This is a genomic window from Comamonas granuli NBRC 101663 (genome assembly GCF_000739995.1).
Lineage (GTDB): Bacteria > Pseudomonadota > Gammaproteobacteria > Burkholderiales > Burkholderiaceae_C > Simplicispira > Simplicispira granuli.
The window spans coordinates 189,598-206,600 of sequence record NZ_BBJX01000006.1 but is presented as its reverse complement, the minus strand read 5'-3'; the positions used below and the strand labels follow the sequence as shown (position 1 = coordinate 206,600).

The following is a 17,003-nucleotide window of genomic DNA, read 5'->3' as shown; positions in this document are numbered from 1 at the left end:
AACCACCTGGCACGGCGAGGCACCAGGTGGTTGGCGTGGCCCGCGCACCGGCCCTCCTGCGGAGAGCCGGGCAGGTCTGCGATCAGTGGAACTGCTCTTCTTCGGTGGAGCCGGTCAGGGCCTTCACGCTGGAAGAACCGCCCTGGATCACGGTGGTCACGTCGTCGAAGTAGCCTGCGCCCACTTCCTGCTGGTGCGACACGAAGGTGTAGCCCTTCTCACGTGCTGCGAACTCAGGCTCTTGCACCATGTTCACGTAGTGCTTCATGCCTTCGCCGCGGGCGTAGGCGTGGGCGAACTGGAAGGTGTTGAACCAGTTGACGTGGATGCCGGCCAGCGTGATGAACTGGTACTTGTAGCCCAGTGCCGACAGCTCTTCCTGGAAGGAAGCGATCTGGCTGTCGTTGAGGTTCTTCTTCCAGTTGAAGGAAGGCGAGCAGTTGTAGGACAGCAGCTTGCCGGGGCAGGCAGCGTGCACGGCCTGCGCGAACTCGCGGGCAAAGCCGATGTCGGGCACGCCGGTTTCACACCACACCAGGTCGGCGTAGGGGGCGTAGGCCACGCCGCGGCTGATGGCCTGCTCCAGGCCGTTCTTGACGCGGTAGAAGCCTTCTTGCGTGCGCTCGCCGGTCAGGAAGGGCTTGTCGTTGGCGTCGTGGTCGGAGGTGATCAGGTTGGCAGCCTCGGCGTCGGTACGGGCCAACACGATGGTGGGCACGCCCATCACGTCAGCGGCGAAGCGGGCAGCGATCAGCTTTTCAACGGCTTCCTGCGTGGGCACCAGCACCTTGCCACCCATGTGGCCGCACTTCTTCACGGCAGCCAGTTGGTCTTCGAAGTGCACGCCGGCAGCGCCAGCGGCGATCATGTTCTTCATCAGTTCGAAGGCGTTGAGCACACCGCCAAAACCGGCCTCGGCGTCAGCGACGATGGGCAGGAAGTAGTCGATGAAGCCTTCGTCGCCGGGGTTGATGCCGCGGCTCCACTGGATTTCGTCAGCGCGCTTGAAGGTGTTGTTGATGCGGCGCACCATGGTGGGGACCGAGTCGTAGGCGTAGAGCGACTGGTCGGGGTACATGGTCTCGGAGGTGTTGCCGTCGGCGGCGACCTGCCAGCCCGACAGGTACACGGCTTCCAGGCCTGCCTTGGCCTGCTGCATGGCCTGACCAGCGGTGATGGCGCCGAAGGCGTTCACGTAGCCCTTCTTCGCACCACCGTTGACCTTCTCCCACAGCTTTTCCGCACCACGCTGGGCCAGGGTGTACTCGGGCTGCAGGCTGCCGCGCAGACGCACGACGTCGGCTGCGGAGTAGCCGCGCTTGACCAGCTTCCAGCGGGGGTTTTCCGCCCAGTCTTTTTCCAGGGCTGCAATCTGCTGTTCACGGCTCAGTTGACGGTTCAGGGAATCAGGCATGTTCACTCCATCGGTTCATTGAAAAAAATCCCGGTTCGCACGCAGCGATCCATGGCTGTACTTTAAGTCTTCTATAAGACTTGCGCAATATCTTATGTCTTATACAAGACATGTTTTTCAAACGAAAAATCAAGCACTTGCGGTTTTTTTTCGCAAGATGAAATGATGTTTTCTTTGGCGGAATGCATCGATCGCGCGACCGGTCACGCGATTTCATGATGCGAGATCAATGCGCTGCACTGTGAAATGCGCAGGCCGCTGTACGTCCACCGGCTGCCAGCAGGCCGATGGGAGTCGCGGCGCCAGGCGCCGCGTGCGGGTCACAGGGGAGTGCTGCTGACGACGATGCCGTCGGCGTCGGCATACAGCCAGTCGCCCGGCTGGATGCGCACGCCCTGCACCAGCACCACCACGTCGCGCTGGCCCTCGTTGCGCTTCTCCGTGGGCAAGGGCATGAGGCCCAGGGCGCGGATACCGATCTCTGCGGCGGCCAGTTCGGCCGCGTCGCGCACGCAGCCGTCCACCACGATGCCGGCCCAGCCATTGCGGGCCGCAGCTGCCGCGAGATTGCCCCCCACCAGCGCCCTGCGCAGCGAACCGCCGCCGTCCACCACCAGCACGCGGCCTTCACCGGGCGACTCCACCGCCGCCTTGACGAGGGTGTTGTCTTCATGGCACTTGACGGTGCTCACCGGTCCCGCAAAGCAGGCACGCGCCCCGTAGCTGGCGAACACCGGCGGCAACACACGGAACGCGCCCGTCGCATCGGCCTTGTGCTGGTCACAGAAATCGCAGGTGCTGAAGGAGGTGGAACTCATGGTGCGGGCAAAAAAGGATCAGTGGTGAGGCGTCAGCTTGCGGCACTCGTCCGGCCGTTCGCCCACCGGGACCGGGCAGCGGTTGACCTCGAAGGGCGACTGGGCCAGCAAGGTGGTCAGGGCGCTCGATGCCATGGTGGCGAACCAGAACACGAAGAAAGCGGCAGTGTAGATGGCTTCGCGGGTCCAGGCGATGGACTGTCCCCCGAACCAGTGCAGGTCTTGCGGATCGATGAGGGCGAATACCACCATTTCCAGCGCACCGGCCACCAGAAAGGCTGGCCAGGCGATCCACATCAGGCGTTGGCTCCACATGGGTGTTGTCTCCTTGTTGGGTATGCTGGCCGCCGGTTCTCAGCGGGGACGGTCCTGCACGGGTGTGGCGGCGTGATTGCGACCCTTGAGGGCGGGCGGAAGGGTTGGGTCGGACGTATCCTCCAGCGTCTTGTTGATGTCCACCCCGCGCCGGTAGTAGTCCTCGGCGATCACCGGATCGGGCGTGCGCAGGATGAACCACAGGGTGACCACCGCTGCCAGGATCACCGCCAGCGGACCGGAAACGATCAGCCAGACATAGCCGTATTTCCACCAGGGGCCGCTGTGCTGCTCGGGGAGGGGCAATTTCTCGGACATGAGGAGACTCCAGGGAGAAGTGCTTACTGGCGCGGCACCAGGAACACGGATTTTTCGCTGACCTGTTTGCCGGTCTCCACCGCCAGGACGTCGAATTGCACGGGGTGCGAGCCCTCGGTCGCGCTGCCGTAGGGGATGTGCAGTTGCACCACCACCCAGCGCGACTGGGCCGCCTCGATTTGAAACTCAGGCTCGGAGACGAGTTCCAGGCCATCGAGGCCGCGCGCCGCAATGCGGTAGTGCTGCGGCGCCTCGGTTGCATTCATGATCTGCAGGCGGTAGATATTCTCCAGTTTGCCGCCGGCCACGATGCGCGAGAGCGCGGCGCGGTCGCGCACCACATCGACCTTGAAAGGCGTGCGCACCATCAGGCTGGCAAGCATGCCCACGGACAGCGCCACCAGGACGCCGGTGTAGATGAGCACGCGCGGACGCAGCACGCGCTTGAGCATCTGCAATTTGCTCCAGCCATGCTGCACACCGTTCTGTGTGGAGAAGCGGATCAGCCCGCGCGGATAGTGCATCTTGTCCATCACCGTGTCACAGGCATCGACGCACAGCCCGCAGCCTATGCACTCGTACTGCAGGCCGTTGCGGATGTCGATGCCCACGGGGCATACCTGCACGCACAGCGTGCAGTCGATGCAGTCGCCCAGGCCCTTGGCCTTGTAGTCCACCGCCTTGGTGCGCGGGCCGCGCGGCTCGCCGCGCCCGGCATCGTAGGTGACGATGAGGGTGTCGCGGTCAAACATCGCGCTCTGGAAGCGCGCGTACGGGCACATGTATTTGCATACCTGCTCCCGCAGGAAGCCGGCATTGCCATAGGTGGCGAAACCGTAGAACAGCACCCAGAAAATCTGCCAGGACCCCTGCAGAGCCAGAAGCTCCCCGCCGAGCTGGCGGATGGGCACGAAAAAGCCCACGAAGGTAAAGCCCGTCCAGAGTGAAACGGCGATCCAGAGGAACTGCTTGAGCGATTTCTTCCCGATCTTCTCGACGGTCCAGGGACTGCCGTCCAGGCGCAGACGGGCACTGCGGTCACCCTCGACCTTGTGCTCTATCCACATGAAGATTTCGGTGTACACCGTTTGCGGACAGGCGAAGCCGCACCACAAGCGCCCCGCGACTGCCGTGAACAGGAACAGGGCCAGGGCCGAAATGATGAGCAGCGCCGTGAGATAGATGAAATCCTGCGGGTAGAGCACCAGCCCGAAGATGTAGAAGCGCCGGGCGCCCAGGTCGAACAGCACCATCTGGCGTTCGCCCCACTGCAGCCAGGGCAGGCCATAAAACACCAACTGCGTGAGAAACACCATGGCCCAGCGCCAGCGCGAGAACAGGCCGGTGATGGAGCGGGGGTAGACCTTTTTCTGCGCCTCGTACAGCGAGACGATGTCTCCCTGGGAGTCGGCAGGGGCGATGGGGATGACCTTGCGGGGCTTCCCGCTGGGGGTGTTCATGGTGCAGTGCTCATCATGCAGTTGCGAACGCGGCCCAAAGGCCGCGTCCTGGAAACAATCGGCGGGTGAAAGGTCTGCACAACCCCTTCGCCCGGCCGTCGGTGCCTGCGGCCTCAGCGCGCCGCAGCACCTGCCTTGTGCGAGAGTCCCCACACATAGGCCGTCAGCACATTGAGCTGTGCTTCCGTCAGCTTACCCGCCTGGGCAGGCATTTCGTTGGTCTTGCCATTATTGATCATGGCCGTGATGGCAGCCTCGCCCCAGCCATGCAGCCAGGTGTCGTCCGTCAGGTTGGGGGCGCCCATGTCCTGGTTGCCCTTGCCATCCGGGCCGTGGCAGGCTGCGCAGGCAGCGAACAGCGGCTTGCCCAGCGATGCACGCAGCGAGTCGTGCGGGCTGCCCGAGAGGCTCAGCACGTATTGCGCGAGATTGCGCACGTCCTCGCCCGTGCCCACGGCTGCGCCCATGGGCGGCATCACGCCCACGCGGCCCTGGTGCAGGGTTTCGCTGATCTTCGCGGGCGAGCCGCCGTACAGCCAGTCGTTGTCGGTCAGATTGGGGAAGCCCTTGCTGCCGCGCGCATCGGAGCCATGGCATTGCGCGCAGTTGTTCATGAACAGGCGCTCGCCGATGGCCATGGCCTGGGGATCGCCAGCGATCTCCTCGGTCTTCATCGCAGCAAAGCGGGCATACACGGGTTCGATCTCGGCATTGCCCTTGTCCATCTCGCGCTGGTACTCACCCACCTGCGACCAGCCGAGCTTGCCCGCAAAATTGCCCAGGCCCGGGTAGAGGGCCAGGTAGCCCAGGGCGAAGACGATGGTGATGACGAACAGCCACATCCACCAACGGGGCATGGGGTTGTTCATCTCCGTCAGGTCGCCGTCCCAGACGTGGCCCGTGGTGTTGTCGGCGGTCGCCTCCACCTTCTTGCGTGCCGTGATGATGAGCAGAAGCAGGCAGGCAATGATGCCTACGACGGTGATTCCGGCCACGTACAACGACCAGAAATTGCTGGTGAAATCACTCATGGTTTGTTCTCATTCTGGTAGTGGTCAGTCTTGTTCGAAAGGGAGCTGCGCGGCCTCTTCAAACCGCTCCCGGTTGCTGCGTGCATAGGCCCAGAGGGCGATGCCGACAAAGCAGCCAAACGAGAGCAGCGTGACGACGATGCGCATCGTGGTGACATCCATGATGGCCTCCCGAGTCTTACTTGAGGGCGCGGCCCATCACCTGCAGGTAGGCGATGAGTGCCTCCATTTCGGTCTTGCCCTTGACTTCGCCAGCGGCGGCGGCGATTTGCTCGTCGGTGTAGGGCACGCCCACGGTGCGCAGCGCCTTCATGCGCGGAGCGACGGCCGAGGCATCGACCTGGTTTTTCTCCAGCCAGGGGTAGGCAGGCATGTTGGACTCGGGCACCACGTCACGCGGGTTGTTGAGGTGGATGCGGTGCCACTCGTCGCTGTACTTGCCGCCCACGCGGTGCAGGTCCGGACCGGTACGCTTGCTGCCCCACTGGAAGGGGTGGTCATAGACGAACTCGCCGGCGACGGAGTAATGGCCATAGCGCAGCGTCTCGGCGCGGAAGGGACGGATCATCTGCGAGTGGCAGTTGTAGCAGCCTTCGCGCAGGTAGATGTCGCGCCCCATCAACGGCAACGCAGCGTAAGGCTCCACGCCCTTGACCGGCTCGGTCGTCGAACGCTGGAAGAACAAGGGCACGATCTCGACCAGACCGCCGACCGCCACCACCAGGACGATGAGGACGATCATCAGGAAGTTGTTGGTCTCGATCTTCTCGTGGCTGAAGCCGGTTGCTTCGCGGGTATTCTGTGACATGAATGTTTCCTCGCTATCTCAGGCGTGGGAAGGCTTGACGGCGGGGATGGCCACCTTGACCGAGCGGCCGGAAATCGCCGTCATCCAGACGTTCCAGGCCATGATGATCATGCCGGTCAGATACAGCAGGCCACCCAGCACGCGGATCACGTAGAAGGGATAGGTCGCCTTGACGCTCTCGACGAAGGTGTAGGTCAGCGTGCCATCGGCGTTGACGGCGCGCCACATCAGGCCCTGCATGACGCCGGCAATCCACATGGCGGCGATGTAGAGCACGATGCCGATGGTGGCCAGCCAGAAGTGCAGCTCGATGGCCTTGATGGAATGCATTTTTTCGCGGCCGAACAGGCGCGGCACCAGGTAGTACAGCGAACCCATGGTAATCAGACCCACCCAGCCCAGGGCGCCGGAGTGCACGTGGCCCACGGTCCAGTCGGTGTAGTGCGACAGCGCGTTGACGGTCTTGATAGACATCATCGGACCTTCGAACGTGGACATGCCGTAGAACGACAGCGACACGATCAGGAAGCGCAGGATGGGGTCATCGCGCAGCTTGTGCCAGGCGCCCGAGAGCGTCATCATGCCGTTGATCATGCCGCCCCAGCTCGGGGCGAGCAGCACCAGGGAGAACACCATGCCCACGGACTGCGTCCAGTCGGGCAGCGCCGTGTAGTGCAGGTGGTGCGGGCCGGCCCACATGTAGGTGAAGATCAGCGCCCAGAAGTGCACGATGGACAGGCGGTAGCTGTACACCGGGCGGCCGGCCTGCTTGGGGATGAAGTAGTACATCATGCCCAGGAAGCCTGCGGTCAGGAAGAAGCCCACGGCATTGTGGCCGTACCACCACTGCACCATGGCATCCTGCACGCCGGCGTAGGCCGAGTAGCTCTTCATCCAGCCCGCGGGAACCTCGGCGCTGTTGACCACGTGCAGCAGCGCGATGGCCAGAATGAAGCCGCCATAGAACCAGTTGGCGACATAGATGTGCTTGACCTTGCGCACACCGATGGTGCCGAAGAACACGATGGCATAGGCCACCCAGACCAGGGTGATCAGGATGTCGATGGGCCACTCGAGCTCAGCGTATTCCTTGCCCGTGGTGAAGCCCAGCGGCAGGGAAATGGCCGCGGCCACGATGACCAACTGCCAACCCCAGAAGGTGAAGCCCACCAGCGGACCGCCGAACAGGCGCACCTGGCAGGTGCGCTGCACCACGTAGTAGCTCGTGCCGATGAGCGCGCTGCCGCCGAAGGCGAAGATCACCGCATTGGTGTGCAGCGGCCGCAGGCGCCCGTAGCTGAGCCAGGGGATGCCGAAGTTGAGTTCCGGCCAGGCAAGCTGCGCGGCAATGAACACGCCCACGAGCATGCCCACCACCCCCCAGACTACGGCCATGATCGAAAACTGCCGCACGACCGTGTCGTTGTAGTGCGCAGCGTTTGTTTTTGCTATGGAATCCATCGCTTACCTCTTGAAATGCCCGGAAATAATAACCTTATTATTAGTAGTGCTTTTTTGACCTCGGTCAACCGTCGCGAAGAATGCGCTCTCCCTCCTGCTCGACATTCTCGAACTGTCCCCCATGCACGGCCCACCAGAGGCCGAGCAGGATCAGCAGCACCAGGGCCACCGACAGCGGAATCAAGAGATACAGGATGTCCATTCAGCCATGTCCTTGTATGGTTGCGCGCTTCAGGCCGATATGGCGGGGCTGTGCAGGATGCGTACCGACGCCGGCAGCAGAGCGGCGGCGCCCTGCGGGGTGACCGACAGGCGCGCGGCGTTGAGGATCACCAGCAGCGAACTCAGCGCCATTCCCAGTCCGGCCAGCCAGGCAGGCATGTAACCCGCAATGGCCAGCGGAACGCAAGCCGCGTTGTACGCGGCAGCCCACCATAAATTCTGTCGCACAACCTTTAGTGCCTGCCGGGCGAGGGCTATTGCGCGCACCACCTGGCCGAGGTCTTCGCCGGGCACGACGAAGTCGGCGCGCGCCTGCGCCAGGGGCACGGAGCGCCCGAAGGCGAAGGAGGCATGGGCCGCCGCCAGCACCGGGCCGTCGTTGAGCCCGTCGCCCACCATGGCCACGCGGCGCCCCTGCGCCTGCAGGGCGCGCAGGGCGCGCAGCTTGTCGTCCGGGGAGCAGTCGCCCTGCCAGTGGGCAATGCCGGCCTGCCCGGCCAGGCGCTGCACGGCTGCGCTGCGGTCGCCCGACAGCAGATGCACATCAAGCCCGGCGCTGCGCAGGGCCGCCACCGCCTGCGGGGTTTGCGCACGCACGTCCTCCGCCAGGGCGAAGCGCGCCAGCTCGCGCGCCGTGCCCTGCCCATCGGTCGCAGCCAGAAACACCTGCGGCCCATCCGCCGGCGCGGCGCCTGCATCCAGCCCGGCGTGGCGCGCGGAGCCCAGGCGCAGGGTCCAGGCGGGGCCCGTGCCGTCGGCCTGCCACACCTGGGCACGCAGGCCGCGCCCCGGCTCTTCCTGCACGTCCTGCGCGACCCACTCGCCCTGCACGCCCTGCTCCTGGGCCAGGCGCAGGATGGCGCGCGAGGCCGGGTGCAGCGAATGCTGGGCCAGCGCCGCAGCCATGCCCAGCACCTGGCGCTCCTGCCCCGCAGCCGCGGGTTGCAGGGCCTGCACGGCCATGCCGTCGCGCGTGAGGGTGCCGGTCTTGTCGAACACCACGGTATCGACCTGCGAGAGCGATTCGAGCGCCTGCAGGTTGCGCACCAGCACGCCGCTGCGCGCCAGCGCACCCGCGGCAGAGAGCATGGCCACCGGCGTGGCCAGCGACAGCGCACAGGGGCAGGTCACGACGAGCACGGCCACGGCCACCATGAGGGCATGCGCCGGATCGGTGGGCCACCACCAGGCAGCGGCGAGCAGCGCGGCCAGCAGCACGAGCACGAGGAAGGGCCGCGCGATGCGGTCGGCGAGCTGGGCCAGGCGGGGCTTTTGCGTGGCCGCGCTCTCCATGAGGGCGACGATCTGGGCGAAGCGCGTGTCCTGGCCCACACCCTGCACCTGCACGAGCACGGGCGCCTGCAGGTTGTAGCTGCCCGCCACCACGCGGGTGCCAGGGCCGCGCCGCACGGGGGTGGATTCGCCGGTGAGCAGGGCCTCGTCCGCCAGGGTGTGGCCTTCGAGCACCTGGCCATCGGCCGCAAAGGCCTCGCCCGGCAGCACGCGCACCACATCGCCGGGCTGCAGGCGGCGCACCGCCACGCGCTCGAAGGCGCCATCGGCCTGGCGGCGCAGCACGCTGTCGGGCAGGCGGTTGAGCACGGCCTCCAGCGCCCCGGCGGTGCGGTCGCGCAGGCGCAGCTCCAGCCAGCGGCCGGTGAGCAGGAAGAAGACGAACATGGTGAGCGAGTCGAAATAGACCTCGCGGCCGAACACGCCCTCGGGCTCGAAGGTGCCGGCCGTGCTCACGGCAAAGGTGATGGCCATGCCCAGGGCCACGGGCAGGTCCATGCTGACGCTGCGCTGGCGGATGTCGCGCAGCGCATTGGAGAAGAATGGACCGCAGGCAAAGAACACCACCGGCAGGCTGATGACCCAGGAGGCCCAGCGCAGCAGGCGCTCCATTTCCATGGACAGGTCGCCCGGGTCGGCCACGTAGGCGGGCCATGCGTACATCATGACCTGCATCATGCAAAAGCCGGCCACCAGCCAGCGCCACAGGGCCTGGCGGTTCTCGCGCTGGCGCGCGCCGCGGGCATGGGCATCGAGCGCCGGCAAGGCGCGGTAGCCCGCGCGACGCAGTGCTGCCATCCAGTGCGAGGGCAGGGTCTGCCCGGGCTGCCAGACCACGCGGGCGCGCTGGCTGGCGGCGCTGACCTCGGCGCTGCGCACGCCGGGGACGCTGCGCAGCGCCTCCTCGACGGTGAGCGCGCAGGCGGCGCAGTGCATGCCCTGGATGACGACATGCGACTCCCAGGCGCCTGCAGGCGCACCCCCGCCATCCGCCGGGGCGCAGGCACGACCGAACGAGGGCCATTCCTGGGGATCGTCGAGCAGGGTCTCGTCGACCGCCTCGGTCGGCGTGACGGCCTGCGGACCATCCGTGGCCCTATCCGGTGCCGCAACGGATTTCTTTGACATCGCGCAAGCTTACCTATTTTGAATTCCCGATTATTTGACCATCGTCAACTCAAAACAGCTTGTTTTTACTTTAATCAAGCTTTTCAGCAAGGAAACTGCCATGTACCAACGCATCCTGATCGCCACCGACGGTTCCGCGCTCTCCAACAAGGCGGTGAAGAACGGCTTGGCCCTGGCCACCCAATGCGGCGCCAGCGTGGTGGCGCTCAAGGTCGTGCCGCGCTATCCGCGCAGCTACTTCGAGGGCGGGATGCCGGTGGACGCCAGCGACATCCGCCGCATCGAAAAGCAGTGGACCGACGCTGCCCAGGCCGAAGTCGATGCGGTCAAGGAGCTGGGGCTGAAGCAGGACGTGAGCGTCAAGGCCGTGGTCGCCAAGTCCGACCTGATCGCCGAGGCCGTGATCGCCGCCGCCAAGAAGCACAAGTGCGACATGATCGTCATGGCCTCGCACGGGCGCAAGGGCATCAAGCGCCTGCTGCTGGGCAGCGAGACGCAGCATGTGCTCACGCACTCGCACATCCCGGTGCTGGTTTTCAGATAAAAATGGCTCCAGCGCCCTATCAGCAAGCGCTGGCAGCTATAAAAAATATAGCATTCAAACCTGAAGAACCGTCTGGACCGCGCCGGCGGCGGCGGCGCGCTGTCAGGCGAACAGGCCCTGGTACTGCGCGCGCAGCAGGTTCTTCTGCACCTTGCCCATGGCGTTGCGCGGCAGCTCCGGCACCACGAAACACTTCTTGGGAATCTTGAAATTGGCCAGCCGCGCTTTCAGCGCGGCCACGATGGCCTCGGGCTGCAGCACGGCGCCCGGTTTGGCGATGAGCACCGCCACGCCCACCTCGCCAAAATCAGGGTGCGGCACACCCACCAGCGCGCTCTCGGCCACGCCGGGCAGCTCGTTGATGGTGGCCTCGACCTCGGCCGGATAGACGTTGTAGCCGCCGCTGATGATCAGGTCCTTGCTGCGGCCGACGATGCGCACGTAGCCGCGCTCGTCCACCACGCCCACGTCGCCGGTCTTGAACCAGCCGTCCTGCGTGAACTCCTCGGCCGTCTTCTCGGGCATGCGCCAGTAGCCCTGGAACACATTGGCGCCGCGCACCTGGATGTGGCCGGTCTCGCCCACGGGCAAGACTTTGCCGTCGTCCCCCACCACGCGCAGGCCCACGCCGGGCAGCGGGAAGCCCACGGTGCCGCCACGGCGCTCGTCCTGGCCGCCATGGCGCGCATCCGCCGCATAGGGGTTGGAGGTGAGCATGATGGTCTCGCTCATGCCGTAGCGCTCCAGGATGGTGTGGCCCGTGCGCTCCTGCCAGTCGCGGAAGGTCTCGATGAGCAGCGGTGCCGAACCCGAGATGAACAGGCGCATGTGGCGGGCCGCATCGCGCGTGAGCGCACCCTCGCCCAGCATGCGCACGTACAGCGTGGGCACGCCCATGAACACCGTGGCGCGCGGCAGCGCGGCGATCACGGCCTGGGGGTCGAACTTCGCCAGCCAGATCATCTTGCTGCCGCCCAGCAGCGCCGCGTGGATGGCCACGAACAGCCCGTGCACATGGAAGATGGGCAGCGCGTGGATCAGCACGTCGCCCTGGCGCCAGCCCCAGTAGTCATTGAGCACCACCGCGTTGGACAGCAGGTTGCCGTGCGTGAGCATCGCCCCCTTGCTGCGGCCCGTGGTGCCGCTGGTGTAGAGAATGGCGGCCACATCGTCCGCGCCCTTGCGCGCCACCTCGTGCGTGTCGGCATGGTGCACGGCGCGCTCCAGCAGGCTGCCGTCGCGGCTCTCGCCCAGCGTGAAGACATGGCGCGTGCCCGCCGTGAAGGCGATCTTCGACACCCAGCCAAAGTTGCCCGGCGTGCACACCACCACCGCAGGTTCGGCGTTGCCGATGAAGTATTCGATCTCGGCGCTCTGGTAGGCCGTGTTGAGCGGCAAAAAGACATAGCCCGCGCGCAGCGTGGCCAGGTACAGCAGCAGGGCCTCGACCGATTTTTCCACCTGCACCGCCACGCGGCTGCCGCCCGGCAAGCCGAGCGAGGCCAGCAGGTTGGCGATGCGGCTGCTGGCGCGGTCGATGTCGCGCCAGGTGTAGTACAGCGGCGTGCCATCGGGCGCCGTGGTTTCGATGGCGGTGGCGTCCAGGTCGGCGGGGAAGGCCGCGCGCAGGGCGGCGAACAGGCTGTCGTTGCGGGGGTTGGCGGTCATGGCAAGTTCAGAAGGCGGGGGGACGTTTGGCGAGGAAGGCGTTGATGCCCTCGCGGTGCTCGGCGCTGTCGGCGTAGGCGTAGGGGTCCGTGGCGCCATGTACTATGCTTTCGATAGCTGCTTGCGCTTGTACATCAAGGGCTGGAGGCACTTTCAATGCCCGAAGTGTCTGCTTGTTCAGGCGCGCCGCCTGCGGCGCCAGGGCGGCCACGCGCTGGGCGGTCCCCAGGGCCTCGGCGTCCAGGCGTTCGTCGGGCACCACGCGGCTCAGAAAGCCGCGCGCCAGCATGTCGGGCGCGGCGAAGGTGGCGGCTTCGAGCAGCATCTGGCGCGCGGTCAGCTCACCCACGGCGCCCGCCACGAGCTGTGCCTCGCGCGGCGCCATGGGGAAGCCCAGGCGCGCGATGGGCGCGCCAAAGCGCGCGCCGGTGGCGGCGATGCGGATGTCGCAGCAACTGGCGATCTCCACGCCCGCGCCCATGCAGGCACCGTCGATGCGCGCAACGATGGGCACGTCGCAGGCCAGCATGGCCGAGAGGCCGCCCCAGACGTCGTTCTCATGGAAGTCGCGCAACTGCGCCGCATCGAAACGGAAGGCCGGGTATTCCGAGATGTCGCCGCCCGCGCAGAACGCACCGCCCTCGCCTTCAATGAGCACGCAGCGCGCTTCAGGATTGCGCTGAATGCTCTCGAAAACAGAGCGCAACTGGCGCCACATGGCGCGCGACATGGCGTTGAGCCGCCCGGTGTGGCGCAAGGTCACCACCACCACGCCGGCTGCGCCGGCTTCTGCGGCGGCTGGCGCCGCCACCACTTCTGCTGTCATGTCCTGGATTCCCCCTTGGCCGTTGCTGCCGGGCCGCCGCGTCAGCGGCACAGGCCCTCGATCTCGCGCGCTGCCGCCACCTGGCCGGCCGCCAGCATGCTGCGGTGCTTGTCGATGCGCTTGAGATCGTACAAATAATTCACCATCAGTCCGTAGGACTGCTTGTGCCCCTTGGCCGACGGATCGGCCGCCCAGTTGATCCGCTCCACGCGCGCGCCATTGCCCAGGTGAAAGCGCGCCACCGGGTCCACGGGCTTGCCGTCCTGCAGCGCGTGCACCAGGTAGTGCGCAGCGCAGCGCAGCAGCATCTGGCGCACGGGCGCGCGCTCGTCCAGCGCCTGGGCCTTGTCGAAGGCGGCCAGCAACTGCGTGGCCTTGGGCGGCTCCTGGCCCAGGGCGCGGCCCAGTTCGGCGCGCTGGCGCTCGTCCAGGCCTTCGAGCAGCGCGCCCGCGTTCTTGCCCAGCCAGGCGCGCAGGCCCGGGAGGGGCGAGAGCGTGGCGAACTGGCGCAGGCGCGGAAACTCCTGCTTGAGCGTCTCCACCACGTGCTTGATGAGCGAATCGCCGAAGCTCACGCCGCGCAGGCCCGTCTGCGTGCTGCTGATGGAATAGAAGACGGCAGTGGTGGCGCGCTGGATGTCCACGGGCGCGGCGGTTTCGTCCAGCAGCGGCGTGATGCTGGCGGACAGGCGGTCGAGCAGCGCCACCTCCACGAAGATCAGGGGCTCGTTCGGCAGGCTGGGATGGAAGAAGCCATAGCAGCGCCGGTCGCTGTCCAGGCGGTTCTTCAGGTCGGCCCAGCTGCGGATGTCGTGCACGGCCTCGTACTGGATGAGCTTCTCCAGCAGCGAGGCGGGCGAGTCCCAGGAGAGGCGGCGCAGTTCCAGGAAGGCCACGTCGAACCAGGTGGAGAACAACTGCTCGAGCTCGGCGTCGAGCGCGAGCAGGCGCGGGTCGGCCTTGAGGGCGGCCAGCAGCTCGGCGCGCAGATCGACCAGGAAGCGCATGCCCCCGGCAAACACGGCAAAGCGCTGGAGCAGGCGCTTGCGCGGCGACACCAGCGCGCGGCGCAGGTGGATCTCGGCCTGGCCCTCTTGCGGCGTGCCCGCGGCGGCCTCGTAGCGCTGGCGCGCAGCGGCAAAGCGGGCGGCATCGGGGGCGAACTGCTCGCTCATCAGCAGCCACATGTCGTGCCGCTCGGCCGGCCCGGCCTGGGCGTACCAGCGGGCAATGTCCTGGGCGCGCGCGCCAGCCTCCACGTCGCTCACGCGCGCATCGACCACGCCCTGCAGATCGGCCAGCAGGCGGCGCAGCGCGCGCGGGGCGAGCGCCTCGGTGCCGCGCTTGAGCGTGGCCTGCAGGCGCTCGTGCGTGCTGCGCACCTCCTCGGGCTTGGCCGCCGGGGCGGCGGGCGGCGCGCCGTCAACGGCACGGGAACCGCGCAGGCGCGAGACACTGCGGGCGATCCATTCGGGGGCGGTGGTCATGGGCGGGACAGCGAGGACGTAGAGAGGCCGGGAACTCAGGCGAAATTATTGGCCATTGTGCGTGAGCACAGGCGCGGCAGACGAAATAGACATACTGTCTAGACGATTTGTCATTGTTTCGGTACAGTCGTCCCGCCAGGCTCCAGCCCCGGAGCCACCCCGAAAGGAAATCCATGTCCCTCCACGGCAAGACCCTGTTCATCAGCGGCGGCTCGCGCGGCATCGGCCTCGCGATCGCGCTGCGCGCAGCGCGCGATGGCGCCAACGTGGCCATTGCGGCCAAGACCACCGAGCCGCACCCCACGCTGCCGGGCACCATCCACACGGCGGCGGCCGAGATCGAGGCCGCGGGCGGCCAGGCGCTGCCACTGGTCTGCGACATCCGCGACGCACAGCAGATCGACGCGGCCGTCGCGCGCACCGTGGAGCGCTTCGGCGGCATCGACATCTGCATCAACAACGCCTCGGCCATCCACCTCACGGGCACGCTGCAGACCGAGCCCAAGCGGTTGGACCTGATGCAGAACATCAACGCCCGGGGCACCTTCCTGGTCAGCCGCGCCTGCATTCCGCACCTGATGAAGGCGGCCAACCCGCATGTGCTCAACCTGGCGCCGCCGCTCGAATTCAAGCCCGAGTGGTTCGCGCCCTACCCGGCCTACGCGCTGGCCAAGTATTCGATGAGCCTCTACGCCATGGCCATGGCGGAAGAATTCCGGCGCGAGCGCATCGCCTTCAACACGCTCTGGCCCAAGACCTACATCGACACCGCCGCCGTGCGCCACATCGCGGGCACGCAGGCACGCGCCGTGAGCCGCACGCCCGAGATCATGGCGGACGCTGCCTGGCACATCCTCACCCAGCCGAGCACCTCCTTCACGGGCCGGCACTGCGTGGACGAGGAGGTGCTGGTCGCAGCCGGCATGCGCGACCTGCGCCCCTACCGCTGCGAGCCCGGCGACACGCCGCTGGCGTTCGACCTGTTCGTGCAGCCCGGGCACCATCCGCAGGCCATCGTCTAGGAGCGCGCTCCGTGCGCACCACATCCATCACCCGGCGCGGCCGCGAGCCCAGCGACGCCCCGCCTGCCGCCGTGGACCGGCTGGTCGAGGCCTTCGAGCGCCTGCTTGCGCGCGGCGAGAGCTTCACGGCCATCAGCGTCGAACAGCTCGCACGCGAGGCCGGCGTGGCGCGCGCCACGTTCTACCTGCACTTTCGCAACAAGGGGCAGCTCGTCAGCCACGCCATGCAGGCGGTGCAGGGCGAGCTCAAGGCGGCAGCGCGCAGCCGGCTCAAGAAGGCCGGCGCCTACGGGCGCACCGAGTTCCAGGTCTTCATGCGCGAGGTGGTGGACATCCTGTTCCAGCACCGGCACGCCATCTGGGCCATGAACGAGGTGGCTGCCTACGACCCGCAGGTGCAGGCGGTGTTTGCCGAGTTCATGGACCAGCGCACCCGCGAGATCCAGCGCACGCTGGAGCAGCTCGAACGGCAGGGTGCCGCACACCCGGCTGCGCCTGCCGGGCTGGCGCCCATGCTGGCCTGGACCATAGAGCGCAGCTTCTGCCAGATGCTCAGCGAGCTGAGCCCGCGCGAGGAGCGCGCCGCCCTGGCGGACAGGCTCACGCACATCATCTGGAGTGCGCTGGCCCGCCCCGAGGCCGCCCCGGGCGCCCGTAGCCCGGGCTGAGAGGCCCCCGCGCGGCCGGCGCGGCGCCGCTCAGGAGGATTCGACCGCCGGCAAGCCCAGGTTGCGGCGCACGTTGTCGTTGATGATGCGCAGCTCGACCAGGCTGCTTTCAATGTGCGCACGTTTTTGCTCCAGCTCGGCAATGGCGGCATCGGTGCGCTGCAGCACGTAGCGCAGCTGCTGCTGGCGGCCTTCGCCGGCCTGGCCGTACATGTCGAGGTACTGCTTGATCTCGGCGAGCGAGGAGCCTATGACCTTGGCTCGCAGGATCAGCGCCAGGCGCGCGCGGTCCCGGCGGCTGTAGACGCGCGTGCCGTTGATGCGGCGCGGGCTCAGCAAGCCCTTGTCTTCATAGAAGCGCAGGGTGCGCGGCGTGACGTCGAAGGCCTTGCACAGTTCGGTGACGCCAAAGAGCTCGGAGGTCTTGTCGTCCGACATGTGGTCGGCCAGGGCCTGGCGGGCAGCCTCCGTGGCAGCCGCCTGCCGCTCGGCAGCCTCGGGGGTGCGGCCCTGCGCCATG

18 protein-coding genes are annotated in these 17,003 nt (G+C 66.8%); 3 read left to right on the top strand and 15 right to left on the bottom strand.

Annotated features, from left to right (window positions below):
• Positions 1 to 82 precede the first annotated feature (82 nt).
• From aceA to CGR01S_RS08460, 11 genes are all read right to left on the bottom strand, one after another.
• Positions 83 to 1,414, bottom strand: coding sequence for an isocitrate lyase (gene aceA, locus CGR01S_RS08510; RefSeq protein WP_042425317.1), 1,332 nt, complete (start codon positions 1,412 to 1,414; stop codon positions 83 to 85).
• Between the two features lie 320 nt (positions 1,415 to 1,734).
• A complete protein-coding gene (rraA, locus tag CGR01S_RS08505; protein ID WP_042425183.1) occupies positions 1,735 to 2,232 on the bottom strand; it encodes a ribonuclease E activity regulator RraA in 498 nt (165 codons plus the stop codon).
• Between the two features lie 18 nt (positions 2,233 to 2,250).
• Entirely contained in the window at positions 2,251 to 2,547 is a 297-nt protein-coding gene (locus tag CGR01S_RS08500; RefSeq protein ID WP_042425180.1) for a hypothetical protein, read from the bottom strand.
• A 39-nt stretch (positions 2,548 to 2,586) separates the two neighbouring features.
• Positions 2,587 to 2,865: a FixH family protein gene (locus tag CGR01S_RS08495; protein WP_042425177.1), complete on the bottom strand. Its 279-nt coding sequence runs from the start codon at positions 2,863 to 2,865 to the stop codon at positions 2,587 to 2,589.
• 23 nt (positions 2,866 to 2,888) lie between these two features.
• Positions 2,889 to 4,325, bottom strand: coding sequence for a cytochrome c oxidase accessory protein CcoG (ccoG, locus tag CGR01S_RS08490; protein ID WP_042425174.1), 1,437 nt, complete (start codon positions 4,323 to 4,325; stop codon positions 2,889 to 2,891).
• 113 nt (positions 4,326 to 4,438) lie between these two features.
• Positions 4,439 to 5,356, bottom strand: coding sequence for a cytochrome-c oxidase, cbb3-type subunit III (gene ccoP, locus CGR01S_RS08485; protein WP_042425171.1), 918 nt, complete (start codon positions 5,354 to 5,356; stop codon positions 4,439 to 4,441).
• Positions 5,357 to 5,380: 24 nt separating this feature from the next.
• On the bottom strand, positions 5,381 to 5,518 hold the full coding sequence (locus CGR01S_RS08480) for a CcoQ/FixQ family Cbb3-type cytochrome c oxidase assembly chaperone (protein ID WP_042425168.1): 138 nt from the start codon (positions 5,516 to 5,518) through the stop codon (positions 5,381 to 5,383).
• A 16-nt stretch (positions 5,519 to 5,534) separates the two neighbouring features.
• Complete coding sequence (gene ccoO / locus CGR01S_RS08475) at positions 5,535 to 6,164, bottom strand: cytochrome-c oxidase, cbb3-type subunit II (protein WP_042425165.1); 630 nt, start codon at positions 6,162 to 6,164, stop codon at positions 5,535 to 5,537.
• Between the two features lie 18 nt (positions 6,165 to 6,182).
• On the bottom strand, positions 6,183 to 7,625 hold the full coding sequence (gene ccoN / locus CGR01S_RS08470; RefSeq protein ID WP_042425161.1) for a cytochrome-c oxidase, cbb3-type subunit I: 1,443 nt from the start codon (positions 7,623 to 7,625) through the stop codon (positions 6,183 to 6,185).
• 64 nt (positions 7,626 to 7,689) lie between these two features.
• Positions 7,690 to 7,827, bottom strand: coding sequence for a cbb3-type cytochrome oxidase assembly protein CcoS (ccoS, locus tag CGR01S_RS08465; RefSeq protein ID WP_042425158.1), 138 nt, complete (start codon positions 7,825 to 7,827; stop codon positions 7,690 to 7,692).
• A 29-nt stretch (positions 7,828 to 7,856) separates the two neighbouring features.
• A complete protein-coding gene (locus tag CGR01S_RS08460) occupies positions 7,857 to 10,268 on the bottom strand; it encodes a heavy metal translocating P-type ATPase (protein WP_084690606.1) in 2,412 nt (803 codons plus the stop codon).
• A gap of 100 nt (positions 10,269 to 10,368) precedes the next feature.
• Between CGR01S_RS08460 and CGR01S_RS08455 the strand changes: the two genes are divergently transcribed.
• A complete protein-coding gene (locus CGR01S_RS08455; RefSeq protein WP_042425155.1) occupies positions 10,369 to 10,812 on the top strand; it encodes a universal stress protein in 444 nt (147 codons plus the stop codon).
• A 102-nt stretch (positions 10,813 to 10,914) separates the two neighbouring features.
• Here CGR01S_RS08455 and CGR01S_RS08450 read toward each other — a convergent pair whose 3' ends face one another.
• Genes CGR01S_RS08450 through CGR01S_RS08440 form a run of 3 tightly spaced genes read right to left on the bottom strand, consistent with a single transcriptional unit; the run spans position 10,915 to position 14,793 of the window.
• Positions 10,915 to 12,480, bottom strand: coding sequence for a malonate--CoA ligase (locus CGR01S_RS08450; protein ID WP_042425153.1), 1,566 nt, complete (start codon positions 12,478 to 12,480; stop codon positions 10,915 to 10,917).
• Positions 12,481 to 12,487: 7 nt separating this feature from the next.
• Positions 12,488 to 13,306 (bottom strand): enoyl-CoA hydratase/isomerase family protein, encoded by an 819-nt coding sequence (locus CGR01S_RS08445; RefSeq protein WP_042425150.1) that lies wholly within the window; start codon positions 13,304 to 13,306, stop codon positions 12,488 to 12,490.
• A 41-nt stretch (positions 13,307 to 13,347) separates the two neighbouring features.
• Positions 13,348 to 14,793 (bottom strand): malonyl-CoA decarboxylase, encoded by a 1,446-nt coding sequence (locus CGR01S_RS08440; RefSeq protein WP_042425148.1) that lies wholly within the window; start codon positions 14,791 to 14,793, stop codon positions 13,348 to 13,350.
• A gap of 173 nt (positions 14,794 to 14,966) precedes the next feature.
• On the opposite strand from CGR01S_RS08440, the gene CGR01S_RS08435 reads away from it, so the two are divergent.
• Both CGR01S_RS08435 and CGR01S_RS08430 read left to right on the top strand, forming a co-directional pair.
• Entirely contained in the window at positions 14,967 to 15,815 is an 849-nt protein-coding gene (locus tag CGR01S_RS08435; RefSeq protein WP_042425146.1) for an SDR family oxidoreductase, read from the top strand.
• 11 nt (positions 15,816 to 15,826) lie between these two features.
• Positions 15,827 to 16,483, top strand: a complete 657-nt coding sequence (locus tag CGR01S_RS08430) for a TetR/AcrR family transcriptional regulator (protein ID WP_042425144.1) — start codon at positions 15,827 to 15,829, stop codon at positions 16,481 to 16,483.
• Between the two features lie 30 nt (positions 16,484 to 16,513).
• Here CGR01S_RS08430 and CGR01S_RS08425 read toward each other — a convergent pair whose 3' ends face one another.
• Positions 16,514 to 17,002 (bottom strand): MerR family transcriptional regulator, encoded by a 489-nt coding sequence (locus CGR01S_RS08425; protein ID WP_052382522.1) that lies wholly within the window; start codon positions 17,000 to 17,002, stop codon positions 16,514 to 16,516.
• Position 17,003: the final 1 nt, after the last annotated feature.

Excerpts from the sequence above, each read along its gene's own strand:
- aceA (WP_042425317.1), bottom strand. The coding sequence starts at position 1,414 with ATGCCTGATTCCCTGAACCGTCAACTGAGCCGTGAACAGCAGATTGCA.
- rraA (WP_042425183.1), bottom strand. The coding sequence starts at position 2,232 with ATGAGTTCCACCTCCTTCAGCACCTGCGATTTCTGTGACCAGCACAAG.
- CGR01S_RS08500 (WP_042425180.1), bottom strand. The coding sequence starts at position 2,547 with ATGTGGAGCCAACGCCTGATGTGGATCGCCTGGCCAGCCTTTCTGGTG.
- CGR01S_RS08495 (WP_042425177.1), bottom strand. The coding sequence starts at position 2,865 with ATGTCCGAGAAATTGCCCCTCCCCGAGCAGCACAGCGGCCCCTGGTGG.
- ccoG (WP_042425174.1), bottom strand. The coding sequence starts at position 4,325 with ATGAACACCCCCAGCGGGAAGCCCCGCAAGGTCATCCCCATCGCCCCT.
- ccoP (WP_042425171.1), bottom strand. The coding sequence starts at position 5,356 with ATGAGTGATTTCACCAGCAATTTCTGGTCGTTGTACGTGGCCGGAATC.
- CGR01S_RS08480 (WP_042425168.1), bottom strand. The coding sequence starts at position 5,518 with ATGGATGTCACCACGATGCGCATCGTCGTCACGCTGCTCTCGTTTGGC.
- ccoO (WP_042425165.1), bottom strand. The coding sequence starts at position 6,164 with ATGTCACAGAATACCCGCGAAGCAACCGGCTTCAGCCACGAGAAGATC.
- ccoN (WP_042425161.1), bottom strand. The coding sequence starts at position 7,625 with ATGGATTCCATAGCAAAAACAAACGCTGCGCACTACAACGACACGGTC.
- ccoS (WP_042425158.1), bottom strand. The coding sequence starts at position 7,827 with ATGGACATCCTGTATCTCTTGATTCCGCTGTCGGTGGCCCTGGTGCTG.
- CGR01S_RS08460 (WP_084690606.1), bottom strand. The coding sequence starts at position 10,268 with ATGTCAAAGAAATCCGTTGCGGCACCGGATAGGGCCACGGATGGTCCG.
- CGR01S_RS08455 (WP_042425155.1), top strand. The coding sequence starts at position 10,369 with ATGTACCAACGCATCCTGATCGCCACCGACGGTTCCGCGCTCTCCAAC.
- CGR01S_RS08450 (WP_042425153.1), bottom strand. The coding sequence starts at position 12,480 with ATGACCGCCAACCCCCGCAACGACAGCCTGTTCGCCGCCCTGCGCGCG.
- CGR01S_RS08445 (WP_042425150.1), bottom strand. The coding sequence starts at position 13,306 with ATGACAGCAGAAGTGGTGGCGGCGCCAGCCGCCGCAGAAGCCGGCGCA.
- CGR01S_RS08440 (WP_042425148.1), bottom strand. The coding sequence starts at position 14,793 with ATGACCACCGCCCCCGAATGGATCGCCCGCAGTGTCTCGCGCCTGCGC.
- CGR01S_RS08435 (WP_042425146.1), top strand. The coding sequence starts at position 14,967 with ATGTCCCTCCACGGCAAGACCCTGTTCATCAGCGGCGGCTCGCGCGGC.
- CGR01S_RS08425 (WP_052382522.1), bottom strand. The coding sequence starts at position 17,002 with ATGGCGCAGGGCCGCACCCCCGAGGCTGCCGAGCGGCAGGCGGCTGCC.